General features: G+C 40.6%; 16 protein-coding genes. 1 reads left to right on the forward strand and 15 read right to left on the reverse strand.

Annotated elements, in window-relative coordinates:
* Positions 1-41: 41 nt before the first annotated feature.
* From B5Y40_RS18965 to B5Y40_RS18995, 7 genes are all read right to left on the reverse strand, one after another.
* Positions 42-605, reverse strand: coding sequence for a dihydrofolate reductase family protein (locus B5Y40_RS18965; RefSeq protein WP_079688359.1), 564 nt, complete (start codon positions 603-605; stop codon positions 42-44).
* A 161-nt stretch (positions 606-766) separates the two neighbouring features.
* Positions 767-1,180, reverse strand: coding sequence for a YybH family protein (locus tag B5Y40_RS18970; RefSeq protein ID WP_079688360.1), 414 nt, complete (start codon positions 1,178-1,180; stop codon positions 767-769).
* A gap of 221 nt (positions 1,181-1,401) precedes the next feature.
* Entirely contained in the window at positions 1,402-1,956 is a 555-nt protein-coding gene (locus B5Y40_RS18975) for a toxin-antitoxin system YwqK family antitoxin (RefSeq protein ID WP_079688361.1), read from the reverse strand.
* A gap of 838 nt (positions 1,957-2,794) precedes the next feature.
* Entirely contained in the window at positions 2,795-3,292 is a 498-nt protein-coding gene (locus B5Y40_RS18980; protein WP_143785822.1) for a hypothetical protein, read from the reverse strand.
* Positions 3,293-3,648: 356 nt separating this feature from the next.
* Complete coding sequence (locus tag B5Y40_RS18985) at positions 3,649-4,146, reverse strand: hypothetical protein (protein WP_079688363.1); 498 nt, start codon at positions 4,144-4,146, stop codon at positions 3,649-3,651.
* Between the two features lie 201 nt (positions 4,147-4,347).
* On the reverse strand, positions 4,348-5,130 hold the full coding sequence (locus B5Y40_RS18990; protein WP_079688364.1) for a hypothetical protein: 783 nt from the start codon (positions 5,128-5,130) through the stop codon (positions 4,348-4,350).
* A gap of 518 nt (positions 5,131-5,648) precedes the next feature.
* Complete coding sequence (locus B5Y40_RS18995; protein ID WP_079688365.1) at positions 5,649-6,071, reverse strand: helix-turn-helix domain-containing protein; 423 nt, start codon at positions 6,069-6,071, stop codon at positions 5,649-5,651.
* Between the two features lie 134 nt (positions 6,072-6,205).
* Between B5Y40_RS18995 and B5Y40_RS19000 the strand changes: the two genes are divergently transcribed.
* Positions 6,206-6,511 carry a hypothetical protein gene (locus B5Y40_RS19000; RefSeq protein WP_143785823.1) on the forward strand — a complete coding sequence of 102 codons (306 nt, stop codon included), beginning with the start codon at positions 6,206-6,208 and terminating at the stop codon, positions 6,509-6,511.
* 234 nt (positions 6,512-6,745) lie between these two features.
* Here B5Y40_RS19000 and rny read toward each other — a convergent pair whose 3' ends face one another.
* The 8 genes from rny to rpsT form a co-directional block, all read right to left on the reverse strand.
* The gene (gene rny, locus B5Y40_RS19005) at positions 6,746-8,317 is read right to left on the reverse strand and encodes a ribonuclease Y (protein ID WP_079688367.1); all 1,572 of its coding nucleotides are present in this window, start codon (positions 8,315-8,317) and stop codon (positions 6,746-6,748) included.
* A 66-nt stretch (positions 8,318-8,383) separates the two neighbouring features.
* Complete coding sequence (locus B5Y40_RS19010; protein WP_079688368.1) at positions 8,384-8,671, reverse strand: cell division protein ZapA; 288 nt, start codon at positions 8,669-8,671, stop codon at positions 8,384-8,386.
* 23 nt (positions 8,672-8,694) lie between these two features.
* Positions 8,695-8,991: a hypothetical protein gene (locus tag B5Y40_RS19015; protein ID WP_079688493.1), complete on the reverse strand. Its 297-nt coding sequence runs from the start codon at positions 8,989-8,991 to the stop codon at positions 8,695-8,697.
* Between the two features lie 115 nt (positions 8,992-9,106).
* Complete coding sequence (pheT, locus tag B5Y40_RS19020; protein WP_079688369.1) at positions 9,107-11,521, reverse strand: phenylalanine--tRNA ligase subunit beta; 2,415 nt, start codon at positions 11,519-11,521, stop codon at positions 9,107-9,109.
* 110 nt (positions 11,522-11,631) lie between these two features.
* On the reverse strand, positions 11,632-12,252 hold the full coding sequence (locus B5Y40_RS19025) for a DUF1684 domain-containing protein (RefSeq protein ID WP_079688370.1): 621 nt from the start codon (positions 12,250-12,252) through the stop codon (positions 11,632-11,634).
* Positions 12,249-13,529, reverse strand: a complete 1,281-nt coding sequence (locus tag B5Y40_RS19030) for a serine hydrolase domain-containing protein (RefSeq protein WP_079688371.1) — start codon at positions 13,527-13,529, stop codon at positions 12,249-12,251. Before B5Y40_RS19030 ends, B5Y40_RS19025 begins: the two co-directional genes overlap by 4 nt.
* 126 nt (positions 13,530-13,655) lie before the next feature.
* Positions 13,656-14,360, reverse strand: a complete 705-nt coding sequence (radC, locus tag B5Y40_RS19035) for a RadC family protein (RefSeq protein WP_079688372.1) — start codon at positions 14,358-14,360, stop codon at positions 13,656-13,658.
* Positions 14,361-14,521: 161 nt separating this feature from the next.
* On the reverse strand, positions 14,522-14,776 hold the full coding sequence (gene rpsT, locus B5Y40_RS19040; RefSeq protein ID WP_079688373.1) for a 30S ribosomal protein S20: 255 nt from the start codon (positions 14,774-14,776) through the stop codon (positions 14,522-14,524).
* Positions 14,777-14,781: the final 5 nt, after the last annotated feature.

Below are 14,781 nucleotides of genomic sequence, written 5' to 3' on the forward strand. Positions count from 1 at the left end.
CTTGCTACTCCGCAAAGAATAGATCTTTCCTCAAAGACAAATCATTTTTTTATAGGCTCATAGTATAGCACTATTTGGCCACCGCCAAGTGTTTTTGTTTTTGCAAGCTTAAGAACAATGCTATCGTTTATGTTTTTAAAGAGAGGTAAACCCTGTCCGGCTATAACAGGGTGAACACAGAGTTGGTATTCATCAAACAAATTAAGTTTTGTTAACGCTGCAATTAAACTCGGACTGCCCACTAAAATATCTTTATCCTCGCGATTGTTCGATTGCTTGAGTTCTAAAACTTCTTCCTCAAGGCTTCTCTTGGCAAGTTTTACATTTTTCCAATTTACATTACTCAGCGTGCGGGAGAAAACAATTTTTGGAATGTTCTCTATGATCACAGCAAAGTCGTCTGTGCGTTTGTTGCCGGTGGGATTTTTAACTACCGTTGGCCAGTAGCTTTCCATAAGTTGGTATGTTATCCTTCCGTATAGAAGATCGCCTCCGCTAAGTAGTAGGTCGGTATAGTGTTGATGCAGTTCGTCATCTGCAATGGCAGATGTGTGATCACAAAACCCATCAAGTGTCATATTGATTGATGCAACTAGTTTTCTCATAACTTTTTGTTTTAATCAATTGTCAAAAATTTTATGCCGGAGGAGGTCGGATTTAGGACTATATATCTTTCTCAATATAACGATTCTGCTACTTAGCATCAGAATTCCGAACGCCATTCTTATCTAGTCCCGGTCTCGGGAACTCTGAGTGAATGTTAATCTTAAAAATTCAAAATAGCCTTGAGTTCAGAATTGATAGGAGCGGAGGTGTGTTGATGAACAACTTTCCATTCATCTTTCTGTTTGATAAACCCAAGGGTAACTCTATTTTTCATGCTTCTTACAATAGCATTGCTGATCGAAATTGCTTGATAGGTAATCAAAGCACTTCCAAATCCAACATCGTTACTTTCGTGTATCTCTATCATTTCAAATATCACATTTAACTTTTCGTCTCCAAGTGAACCTAGCCAATCTTTTATAACAACAGACCATTCTTTCAGACCTGTTTGATAGCCTTGATTCCACATGTCAAAAATCACAATATTGTCGTCATATAATCCAATCATACTTTCTGTGTCCTTATCCCATGCCGATTGCTTGTAAATCGTAAAGAAGTCTTGCGGTCTTTTCATTGTGAATACTTTTATCACTTTTTGTAAATTGATGCGTATTGTGAGTGTGTGCTTCCGACAGAGTCCTCCGAGACGGGAGACTCTGCGGAGACATATTTACAATTGCCGTTAACGCTAATATATATAGGCAACGAGGGGTTCAAAATCGAGCTTGCCGTTAATTGAATGTTGAACGAAGATAAATACTTGAACTTGCACTCCCCTGATGGGTATATTTGGAGTCACCGAACAGGTTTGTCGTTTTTATATTCTACGACACTTTGTATTACACCTGCCTCACTATAATATTCCCATCGGCCTTCCTTTTTAGCTTGGTCGTTAATAATTATTTTTTTTCCCTGCTCTTTAAGTTGCCCATTGCTATATCTATTTGTGTATTCGCATGTTAGACGAATCTGACCATTAACGGTGTCTTTTTTACAATTGGTTTCACCAGTCGGTGGCATTCCCTCATATCCTAAAATTCTTTCGTCTATAACATAGCCGAATTCGTCAAAATTTGTAATTGTATAAAGTTCTTGTCCATCTTTAGAGGTCTGTCTCCATTCTCCAATTTGCCTAATGTCAAAACCTTTTTCAGTATTTTTTACGATGAGATTGCCTTTCCAATACTGTTTATACCAGTTTGATTTTCCGGAAAACCTTTTTATTAAAGTGACATTGTCTCTCAAATACGTTTTTTCTGCTTTTGAAAGTGACTTTTTAAAGTAATGTTCCTCCGCTCCACAGGAGAATACAAAAACTACTATGACTATTAATATAAATGATCGCATCATTCTTTTAGAATAGATATACAAGTATAGATATAGACTTCCCTTCGGAAATTATATGTTATAAATTTAAAGGATTCTATTGTTTAATGATGCCATCCTTAATGACATTATTTGTTTGTGTTTTTCATCTAAGTCAAAGCATATCTCCGTTTTGCGGATGTATAAAGTCCAGGCATAGTCTCCATTTCAGTGCTATATGCTCCGTACAGCTTCTTTCTCCACTCTTCTTCCACACTCTGTCCACTCCTGGTGCACGGTTGTCAAGGCGTTGGTATTTGCATAATAGGGTGCTGGGTTGGTGTTCTTTTATGAATGCCGCCCAAATATTATTGGGGTGAAGTGCAGCCCGCAGATAGGCTGCGGGCTGCCAGGGTATACTTGCGCTATAAATCAATTTTATGGCAACACCCTATGGTAACTGCAACGAAACGTGATTGGATATTTACTTTGGCCCAAAGAAGCGATGCAGCTCGGGGCTGCTGTAACGATTGAAGATAATGTGGGGTTAACCTGGTATATAGATATACCTCCACTTATTGTTTAAGGTAAGTAAAGGCAGTCATAATAACGCCCTTCATTAATTTGGCGTCATTGTCACCCGATGAACCAGCTCTGTATTTTCCGATGAATTTAATCGCTAACGTGTCCGGGAAATATGACTTCATTTATGATTTCAAATCATAATGAATCGAAGGACACTCATGTTCAAATGAAACTTTCTTTGTCATGGGTTAAGTGGCCTACAACGTTCGCATATAAAGTTTGCAGGCAGTCCAAATTAATAATTAAATCAACAATTCTGCTGGCATGATTTATATGCATTGTTGTGCGTTCGTGCCTTTCAACTGCTCTCTCCCAGATGCAAAATGAATATTTTTCTATTTGTCACAAATAAATATTCCTCGCTCATATGATCTCCCCAGTGCCATGTTCCCCAGTCTGGTAACATTTTATACACTTCTACATTTTCTTTTTTAAAAAATTCTTTTAGTAGCGAATTGATTAAGCACTCGGAGAGTAAAAATCCATTTTTCCCATGCAATCCCGAAAGATCTTTGTCACATGTCCAATTTTGAACTAATCCTTGTAAGTTCTTCTCCCAATTATCAATCTTTATAATAGATATTTTATTCAGTGTGTTCTCAAAAAAATTATCATCCGAACTATTTTTGTAATAGTTTTTGTTTTCTGTCATAAAGTCTTTGATGTTGGTCAGTACGTCACCGTTAAGGTTTCTATCAATAGAAAAAAACTGGTTGAATCCACCAACATGTGGAGTTAAAATGTCTTTTACTCTGGAAACACATTCTAGAAATCCGTTTATGTAGTCCTCTGTCATTTTTAGTCTTTTTGGCATGACGCACAACATTCTAATATAAGAATACCATTGCTATATATGCGTTTGTAGAACGGATATATTGTATCTTTTGCTGGCGTGAGTCTTATGACTTGTGCCTTGAATTTGACGGTCTTCAGACTATCTTCATTTATATACTATATGGCACAAAAGTCACCCGCATGCTGTCCTCGAGGCGAGAAACTCTGCAGATATATACCCTCACTTTTGTTGATATTAAAGTCGAAGCATAGTCTCCGTTTCGGGACTATGTGTTTTGAAATACTGTCCGGTGCTAAAGTGTGTGGTTCCGCCAGAGTCCTCGAGGCGAGAGACTCTGCGGAGACAAGGGATTTCCACTATTTTATTTTTAAGACTTGTCTGCCATAAACTGGACTATTGTATTCAATCCAATCTTTAAATTCTTTTGACTCTGTTGGTGGGTCGATTGGAACGGAATCAATCTTGTCTCCATTAAGTTTAGTTGATTCCGCTTTTAAATCGTCCTCGATTAATATGTAATCCCCTCTATTATGAATAAATGGCTCCCACATAGAGCTTTCATGTCGCTTTAATGTTTTATTTTCAATGTCTATTGCTCCCCATTGATTTTGTGACCTGAAGAAAAGAGTAGCAGTCTCTGGGATATAAAGAAAGTCTGACTCCTCAATTCCACTATCTTCTTTCCATTCGAATTTAACTCTTAAATCCTTTTTTCCATTGTCCAACGTAATTGTTGCCAATGAACAATTCGTAACTTTGTCTATGTGCTCAATCTTTTCGACACAAAGCAAATCAAAGTCTGTCGCGTCTAGATCTTTTTCGCAATTCTCAATGACTATACTTATTTCTTTCATTGTTTAATCTGTCCAGGCTGTTGCTATAACATCTTATATTGGAATATATTTCATATATATACTTTTCTTCGACAGTATTGGCTCACGCAGGTGGGAGTTGAGATTTATATACTATATCTTTATTAGGATAATGATGTCTGCTAAGCATCAGAGTCCCGGAGGCCGGTGACTCTGATGGGGCATCAAATGTTGCCGTTTGATCTAATCAAGTCTTGTATAATAAATATCCTCATCTCCCCAGCAACCGCAAGAGAGAAATTGACGGCCACACGAAGGGCACTCCTCAACATCACATTGGCTTATATGAAATTGTCCTTTCAAGCACCCACAATCGTGACATGGGTCTGAAGACCACTCGAACTTCTCTTTGCCATAAGGAATCCTTCGGTACTCTTTTCCTGCAATGATCAAACCGTTAAATTTTTGAAATTTTACGATTTCTGAAGGGATAGATTTGAAAACTTCTATTCCGTGATAATGAACAAATTCTTTTTTGAAGCTATTCATTAGCTCTCCTTCGGTTGACCATAAAGTCTTTTCTATGAAGCCGTGGAGTTCTTCCTCAATATGCTTTTTATGGAAATAATGAGCGAATTCAAAGAGTTGGATATAGACGGATTTCAGTTCAAAATGATTATAGGACAACTCATAGTGCAGGACAAGATTTCTATAGTTAATTGCTTTATTGATGAGCCGTTTTTCCTTATCGTCAATCTGTATTTTTGATATTGAGGTTAGTCTCTCCAGTGCCTGGGAAAGTGAAACGGTATTTTTAGGCTTATCTACATTTTCGTAGATCAAAATTGGGTGTTCTTTTCTCAGAACGTGTTTCATCAGCAACTCTAGTCCTTGGATAATCAGGAAGATGGTAAATGGCCAGTAAGTTGGAGCTTTTTTTGTCCTTCTATAATATCTCAATGATTCGTTAATGAATTGATATGAGTTGTCGAGAATTGAAATCGATTTTGGTTTGACTTTTCTCATCCAGCTAAAATAATTTCTTGCGTGGTAAAATTAGCTATTTTGCTTGCTTTGGTGCCGTAATGGAATATGCGCAAGCAAATGTGCAAATGTGCGGTGGTCGCTACTCTGTCCGCGCGGCACTGTGCATAACATTTCTAATATAGGAGTATTATTGCATATATTAATTGTACCTCGTGCGAAAAGGATAAGCTACAGGTATATGTTCATAATAAAGATACCCAACATTATGATCGCTATGTAACAGAAAAACGCGTGACCTAAAGAATGTATAATTCTGCTAATAGTTTTGCCTTCTTTTCGTCTATAGCTTCTCCAACAATAAAAAATACCAAGGGGTGATATTATGAAAACTGTCAAGAGAGGGAACCCTATTATCAATTCGGTAAAACTTGTCGAGCCATTTGGCACCAAGCTCACTATTGTGGATACTAACATCGAGAATAAAAACAATCCACAATAAATCTTGTAGAGCATGGCAGATTTCTTGAGATAGGCTTTACTATCTTCAGTCTCCATCTCTACCTCCCCTCCAACATCTTCTTCAACAACGCAATCTTTTCATCCTTCTCTTTCAAAAGAGATTCATATAGTTTTTTATTCTCTTCACTCAAGCGTTTATTTTCTTTTACTTCATTCCTATACTCATCAAGAGGATTGAAAGTACATTGATATTGTTGAACTGTATTATTAGAAGCGTTTTCGTAGTTGTTCTGTATGTTATAGATAACAGACTCCTCACTAAAGTTTTCAATCACTTCAGATGTTATACCCAACGCTTTAGCGATCCTTGCTAAAGTAGTATCTTCTATACTCTCACTCTGCTCCAGTTTAGAAACAGCCTGCTGGCTTATACCTAGCTGCTCGGCCAACGTTTCTTGTTTTATACCGCGTAACTCGCGCAGGCGTGCTACTTTTCTGCCAATATGAAGTTTCTCTGTCATACTCAAATGTAAAAAATAAGTTGATTAGGTAAAAAACAACGTGGTAGGGTTGTTATATACTCGAAGCGGGGGTGTGGTACATCTTTAAAGAATTGCTATTTGCGGCCGTAAATCTTGAACGTTATATGTCACATATGGATTCCCGAGTTGTTAGTGAGCGGTTGGCCGAGGCCTTCCGTCATTTTATGCTATATACGCCTCCCGATAGGGTTAATCGCTGCCTGCGGACTTTATTGATCGAATATATAGGGCATAATAAAGACTTTTTGTCGCCCGAGTTTGATGACTGGATGGATGATTTATCGTTGTTATTCAGCTTGCTGGACACGGCCGCAAAGGAAACGCGGGGATGGTACGATACGGATGACAATGAAATTCAATTGCACAAAGGGCCCGAAGAAGGCACAGAGGCGCACGAAGAAAATGCAGAAGGTATATAAAATAACATAGCCTGATATCAGGCTGTTTCGCGTAAGCTTTGGAGCCTAAATATAGCTGTGGATAAATTAAAAGACTGGCTACGTCAAGATAAACGAATAAGACAGTATATAAACAAACATGCCCCGATATTACGGGGCATGTATATATATGGGTTGGTGGCCTCATTCCAACCCTTCTCCAAAGGAGAAGGGTTTAAAAGTCCCTCTCGCCTGGAGAGGGATTTAGGCTAAGGCTTATTTCGCGTAAGCAACACTTCTCATCTCGCGGATCACGGTAACTTTTACCTGTCCTGGATATTGCATGTCGCGTTCTATTTTCTGGGAGATGTCGAAGCTCAATTGACTTGCACGATCATCGGTTGCTTTCTCTGCATCTACGATCACGCGCAGTTCGCGGCCGGCTTGTATAGCATAGCATTTCTCTACACCATCAAAGCTTAGTCCGAGTTCTTCGAGTTCTTTCAAGCGCTTGATATATTGTTCCATCACCTCGCGTCTTGCCCCAGGGCGTGCGCCGCTTATAGCATCGCATGACTGAACTATAGGTGAAAGTATACTCGTCATTTCAATCTCATCGTGGTGAGCTCCTATAGCGTTGCAGATTGCCGGGTGTTCTTTATACTTCTGCGCAAGCTCCATACCTACTATAGCGTGTGGCTTCTCCAATTCTTCAGGCCATACCTTGCCTATATCGTGAAGGAGCCCGGCACGTTTCGCTTGTTTTACATTGAGGCCAAGTTCGCTCGCCATAATCGCGCACAGGTTGGCAACTTCGCGTGAGTGTTGCAATAAGTTTTGTCCGTACGAAGAACGATAGCGCATGCGGCCTACCATACGCACTAACTCCGGATGCAGACCATGTATACCCAGGTCGATCACAGTACGTTCACCGATCTCTATAATTTCGTCTTCTATATTTTTTGTGGTCTTGGCAACGATCTCTTCGATACGTGCCGGGTGAATACGACCATCTTGTACAAGTCTGTGTAATGATAAACGTGCGATCTCTCTTCGCACCGGATCGAATCCTGAAATGATAATCGCTTCAGGCGTATCGTCTACTATAATTTCAACACCGGTAGCAGCTTCGAGGGCGCGGATGTTTCTTCCTTCGCGGCCGATTACTTTACCTTTAATATCATCGCTTTCGATGTTGAAGATTGATACGCAGTTTTCAACAGCATGTTCAGTAGCAGTACGCTGAATCGTTTCAACAACAATCTTTTTGGCTTCTTTGGTAGCAGTAAGTTTCGCCTGCTCCATAATGTCTTTGATATAGCTTGAGGCACGGGTCTGTGCTTCATCTTTCAGAGAGGCGATCAGTTGCTCGCGGGCTTCATCTGCAGTGAGCTTGGATATATTTTCAAGTACCTGAATTTTCTGCTGATTGAATTTGTCGAGCTCTTCCTTGCGTTTCTTAACGTGCTCAAGTTGAGCGGCAAGGTCTGTACGGATGTCATCAAGCTCGCCTTCCTTGCGTTTCAGGCTTTCAATTTCCTTGCTCAGAGTTTGCTCGCGTTGCTTGATCTTTTGTTCGTTGGTGATGATTACGCTCTTCTTCTTGTTTGCTTCATCTTCAAACTCGGAGCGCATCTTCAGGATCTTTTCTTTGGCTTCCAGAATTCTATCTTTCTTCAAATTCTCGGCTGCGATTTCGGCTTCTTTAAGAATAAGCTTGGCACGGTCGTCTGCATCTTCCAGACTGCGTTTCATTTTTTTTCCGGAAAGAATAGAACCGATAATAATGCTCAGTACGATGGTTGCCACTAAACTGCTGGCAATAACTATGACGTAAAAGAGAGACATAAAAAAATAAGGGTTATATATACCCCGGTATGCCGCCTTGGCTCAGAAAGGAAGGAGTAAAAGAAATTACAGAATGGATTGCGATACCAGGTGGTTGAGGTGATTTACTTTCTCGAACACGGTCTGGTCAATAACCTGGTGTGTTTCGTCCGCAGCCATTTTATCTACGAGGCAATCGAACGCTACCATAGCTAATAAATCTTGTTTGTCGTCAATCCCAAATTGTTCCCGATAAGATTTTAACTTCTCATTGATGAGTTTTCCCGCCAACCGAACCCGTTCTTCATCAGATCGCTTCACCTTCATGGGGTATTCACGGTCGGCTATCTTAATTTTTATAGAAAGTTCCTCCATCAATTTCTTACGGGGTTGCCTTTTTATCTGCTTAAGTGAGCGATGCACTTGTCAATCTCACGAATGTATTCGTCCACTTTTTTCTTTAACTCCAGAACACTTCCGTCTTCCGGGTTTAAATTATCTACAATTTTAGTGATTTTCAATTGATTATGAAAACCGTTGATTTGCTCATCGCGGACTTTAATTGCGGACTTCAGTTCCTGATTTTCAACTTTCAGGTTTTTTATTTCCTCTTTAAGATTTTTATGCTCGTTAATGAGCACCACAAGTTTGCGCTCCAACCCCGTAAGGTTAGACTTTAAGAGTTCTTGGTCCATTTCCATTCTTTTCGCTGCGGGTCTGTAGCCCTATAGCCGTTGGGTAAATTACACTTATCGTTGAGCGCTGGCATAAATACTATACCAATAAAATCCAATGCTTCATCTATACCAATTACTTTCTGATGACAGCACCTAGTTTTTCTTCAAACGCTTTTATTAACCGATTCATAGTCTTGTCAATTTCTTCATCGGTTAGCGTTTTGGTTTCATCCAGCAAAGTAAAGCCCAGTGCATAAGCCTTTTTTCCTGGTGGGATATTTTCGCCTTCATAGACATCAAACGCAATGATGTTTTTGATCAGCCGCTTTTCGGTACTTAGTACTACGTTGTTTATTTCGTTGAAGTTTACCTGCTTGTCGAGCACAAGCGACAGGTCACGCCTTACTTCAGGAAACTTTACAACTTCTTTAATTACTAACTTAGGGTTTGCCGCTTGGAAAAGCAAGGATGTATTTAGCTCCGCATAAAATATTTCCTGCTTCACTCCAAAATCTTTCAGCAACGCAGATTTTACTTTTCCGAGCTTTCCTATTTCTTCATTTCCCCTCGAAAGTTTCAAACCATATTCCAGCAACTGATCGTTAATTGTTTCCTGCTTCAGGTTTGTAACCCCGCTCTTCTGCAAGATATTCTGTACGTGCTGTGCCAGGTCGTAATACGAAACAGGCTGCGTTTTATGTCGCCAGTTTTCGGTTTCAACGTTACCGGTGATGTATAGCACCAGGCGTTCTTCCTCGCGGTACTTGCCACTATCTTTATAGTATATTTTACCGAACTCGTAAAGCTTCAGATCTTTTTGCTTCCGGTTTATATTATAAGCGCAAACCTCAAGTCCTGTAAACAGTAAAGTCTGGCGGAGAATGCCCTGCTCTTCACTCAGCTTGTTCAGTATCTCAACAGGCTCGCCTTTAAACGTAAGCTTATGTTTCTGTTGATAGGAGTGATTCGTCAGCGAGTTCGTCCAGATCTCATAGAAACCATTGCCGGCCAGTAATTCGCCAATGCTGCGTTTATACTTGTCGATGCTTTTTACAGGGAACTCCGCTACATAATCGGTACCTGCTATATCTGAAAGCTCAATGTTGTTGAATCCATAGATGCGCAAGATCTCCTCAATGATGTCTGCCTCTTGTAATACATCTACACGGTAGGGTGGAACCGATACTGTGAATGAATCTTCTTTCTTTTCTGTGATCTGTATATCCAGGCGCTCGAGTATACCAAAGACTTCTTCACGCGGAATGATTTTGCCGATCAGTCTCGCTACATGTTTATCTTTTACTTCGATCGTTCTATTCTCAATTTTAGAAGGGTATATATCTACGATCTCTGAAGAGATTTGTCCACCGGCAATTTCTTTTACCAATAGAGCAGCACGCTTCAATGCGTATACAGTGATGTTGGGATCGGTGCCACGTTCATAACGGAACGATGCATCTGTCTTCAACTGGTGATGAAGCGATGTTTTACGGATATAGTCGGCAGAGAAATAAGCACTCTCCAGGAATATATTCTTTGTGTTTCCGGTGATCCCGGATTTAGCGCCTCCGAACACCCCCGCTATACACATACCTTCTGCTGCATTGCAAATCATGAGGTCGTTCGCGAGTAACGTTCTTTCTTTGTTATCCAGGGTTGTGAATTTAGAACCAGCTGGTAATGTTTTTACAATTACTTTTTTGCCGGTAATCTGATCAGCATCAAATGCATGCATCGGTTGCCCGAGTTCATAACAGATGAAGTTTGTTATATCAACGATGTTGTTGATAGGGGTGAGGCCTATGGATAATAAACGATTCTTTAACCAGTCGGGTGAATCTTTTACAGTGATCCCTGTGATTGTTACACCTGAGTAACGAGGACAAGCTTCTTTGTTTTCAACTTCAACCGGTATAACCAGGCTTTGATTATCGCTTTTGAAATGATCAACCGATGGCCATTGTATAGATCTTTGTTTCGATGCTTTTATATCGCGGGCAACACCCACGTGCGATGTAGCATCTGCGCGGTTGGGTGTAAGTCCTATTTCAAGTATATAGTCAGATTGAATGTTGAAGAACTCAGCAGCCGGTGTTCCGTTTGGTACATCGGTAGTAAGAATCATGATGCCTGCATGACTTTCTCCCAAACCGATTTCATCTTCAGCACAAATCATCCCTTCAGATTGTTCTCCACGAATTTTTGAATTCTTTATCGTGAAAGGTTCTCCTTTGCTCGGGTAAACCGTTGTGCCGGGTGTAGCTACGACTACGCGTTGGCCTGCAGCTACATTGGGAGCACCACAAACAATTGGCAATATTTTTTCACCGCCAACATCTACGGTCGTAACCGAAAGTTTATCTGCGTTGGGATGTTTCGCACAGGTTAATACTGTGCCGATCACCAAACCTTTCAAACCTCCTTTTACCGTTTCATGCTCTTCTACTTTTTCTACTTCCAGTCCGGTAGATGTTAATACTTTTCCAATCTCCTCTGCTGATTCAGGGATGTCGATGTATTCTTTCAGCCAATTGTACGAAATGGTCATAATGCTATCTATAAAAAGAACCCGGATAAAGCGATCCGGGCAAATGAATAAGACCTCAAAAATAAGGGTTTAGCTGAAACTGACTAAAGCGAAAGATTAAAAAAGGTGGATCAATTATGATAAACCTTTTCGCCTGCGCGGATGGCAACTTTCAAAAGATTTTCGGGTGGTGGAAAAGGGCACGAAAATTCTTCCGCGTAAGCGCAATATGGATTATAGGCCATGTTGAAATCCAGTGTGATCGTATTGCTGCCTTGCACTTTTTCAACATCGAGATAACGGCCTGCGCCATACGTTTCTCCCGCACTGGTTTCATCTCCGAACGCCAAAAATAGTTTGCCACGGAACGGGCCCGTATCGATCATCTCCAGAATGAGGAGTTTGTTATGATATCCGTTGAGATCGAATTCCGCGTAAGCGTATTCAACATACTGTTGCTCTTTTCCATCACTCGTACTGAGCAGCACAACTTTTTTGTTTGGTATAGCGGTTAGATCAGCTGTGACTTTATACCGGATGTCGATCGGGTAATATTTTAGTCCCTGGAAGGTTTCTTTTTTATTTGCAAAAGGCGACTCCTTGGAAGTACGCATGAATTGGTCTTTCTCTTCACGCTCCTGTTCAATCTCCTTGATATAGGCTGTCTGGTCCTGGCTGCCTAAGAAAGAGTATAGCAAACTGATCATGACGACAACGATAATGACGAGAATGAAAATGTTTTTTTTCTTCATGGTGTAGGTGCAGGTATATTATTCCTGGTAAGGGTTAGGCGTTTCCGGTTGTCGTATGCAAGGATAGAATCACGATGTGCTCTGAACATATTTAAAAATACAGGTATACCGGTGTCGGCTACAACGCCCGGTGCATTGGACAGCAAACATATAGCGATGTGATCTTTCATATTCACAGCAACTTCACTGCGATATCCATTCACATATCCGCCATGGTATACCAAGGTGTCATCCGGGTAGTATAGTATTCTCCAGCCTAATCCATAGTATGAATTGCTGTAGCGATGTGTTCGTCCATAATTTCTGTTCTTGGAAGGAGCATTTACCTGTGGCGTGAACAGTTGGTTCAGGGTTTCTCGCGAAATAACATCTTCACGGTTTCCGAGCAGAGCAATCATCCAGTTGGCCATGTCTGAAATACTGGCATTGATTCCGCCAGCAGGCGCTACGTTGTAATATGTATTGTTGATGCTTGCTTCCTTCCATTGCCCGCGTCTCATGGTATGAGGCTTGGCAATATTTGGATTGGTAATTAAGCTGGTATAGTTGGTTGATGCAGTGTGCATGTTCAGTGGTGTAAACACGCGCTCCTGTATCATTTCATCGTACGTTTTTTTTGTGGCGACATGAATCACTTCGCCAATAAGGCTATAGGCTACATTCTGATAACTATATTGTTTCCCCGGGGGATTCGCTACGTTGACATCTTTCAATTTATCGAGTAACGATTGAAGATCTATACCTTCCTCCACCAGGTTGGTATACGTGTGATAGGGCAGTCCGGTAGTATGTGAAAGTACATTACGAAGGGTAAGAAGCTTCGTATACTCTGGTGACTTTAGCTGAAATGCAGGAAGGTATTTTATTACCGGGTCATCCCACGCCAGTGTGCTATCGGCAACCAGTGTTCCGGTAAGAAAGGCAGCAAAGCATTTTGATACCGAAGCAATCCTAAAGACGGTATTGATATCAATGGAGTCATTTGTTCCATGCGTTTTTACACCAAAGCCTTTTATATATACTATAGAAGAATCTTTTACAACGGCAATGGCTGCACCCGGTATGCCTGAAGTCTGCAGAAGTGTTTCCATTTCACGTTGATAGTCGCCCATGAGACTTGTAAACTCCGGGTTTATATAAGGCGTGACCTTTACCGTTGGAGGTGGCGAAGCAGGAGTTTTAGTTCGTGTCTCTTCATTGTCCTTCCACACTTGTGCCAGCAATAGGGGCAAAGTAATTACGAGCAGAACAATGAGTAGAGAGCGCTTCCTTTTCATTTTTTAACCATCAAACTTAGAAACAAGTATGGAAACGTAAAAACTTATGCCTCTACTTGTACACCAGTGGAAACTCCACCGCTAAGTAATAATGGTTAAAAACGGAAGATTATTGTGCCGGATACATTAAAGCACGCCTTCGTCTGCAAAACTGTAATAGCGTTGATTGGCAATGATCAGGTGATCAAGAATTTGTATGTCGAGCAGCTTTGCACCCTCTTTCAATTTTTTTGTAAGAGAATGATCGGCAACGCTTGCCGACAGATTTCCGGAAGGATGATTGTGCGCGAGAATTATACCGCTGGCAAGTTCATCGAGGGCTAGCTTGAAAATTATTTTTGGATCGGCCACTGTTCCTGCCACACCACCGATACTGATTCTTTGTTTTTTCAAAACAATGTTGGCGCGGTTTACGAGCACGATCCAGAATTCTTCGTGTGGTATATCCAGCAGTTCAGATTTCAAAACATCGAACGCATCTTTCGAGCTTGTGATTTTAGGTTTCTCATCGGCATCCAGGTTTTTTCTTCTGCGTCCTAATTCAAGCGCTGCAATAATGGTGATCGCTTTGGCTTCACCGATGCCTTTTATTTTAACGAGATCTTTAATGGTGAGATGCGCTAGCCGATGCAAACTGTTATCAGCAGAGAGCAGAATTTTTTTAGCAAGATCAACAGCACTCAAGGTGGTTGTTCCCGATCCCAGCAGGATGGCAATCAGCTCGGCATCAGAAAGTGATGATCTGCCTTTTAAGATTAATTTTTCACGTGGACGGTCTTCGGGCGACCAGCTCTTTATACCAAGAGCTTTCTCTTCAATATGCATGTTCATACAACGGTTTTGCACGAAGATATAGCAGTGCTGCTGTATCTTTTCATGTTTTGATTTTTATTTCAAAAACGATGAAAATATAAGGAGGTGTACGTACAAAAAGTAAAACCCCGCTTTTCGAGCGGGGTTCAGGTATACTTTGAACTGCTAAGAATAAATTCTTAAGCGAGTTTGTTTACAAATCTTGTAAGCTTCGACTTTTGATTCGCAGCTTTTTTCCAATGAATGATATTCTTCTTCGCCAATTTATCGATCATTGAAGAAACTTCTTTCAAAAGGTTAGTAGCTTCTGACTTCAAAGTAGAAGACTTCAGTCTTTTGATGAATGAACGCGTAGTCTTGTGCTGGTAGCGGTTTCTTACACGCTTAATCTCATTCGCACGGATTCTTTTTTCTGCTGACTTATGGTTTGCCATAGTTC

The organism is Ohtaekwangia koreensis (assembly GCF_900167975.1).
GTDB lineage: Bacteria > Bacteroidota > Bacteroidia > Cytophagales > Cyclobacteriaceae > Ohtaekwangia > Ohtaekwangia koreensis.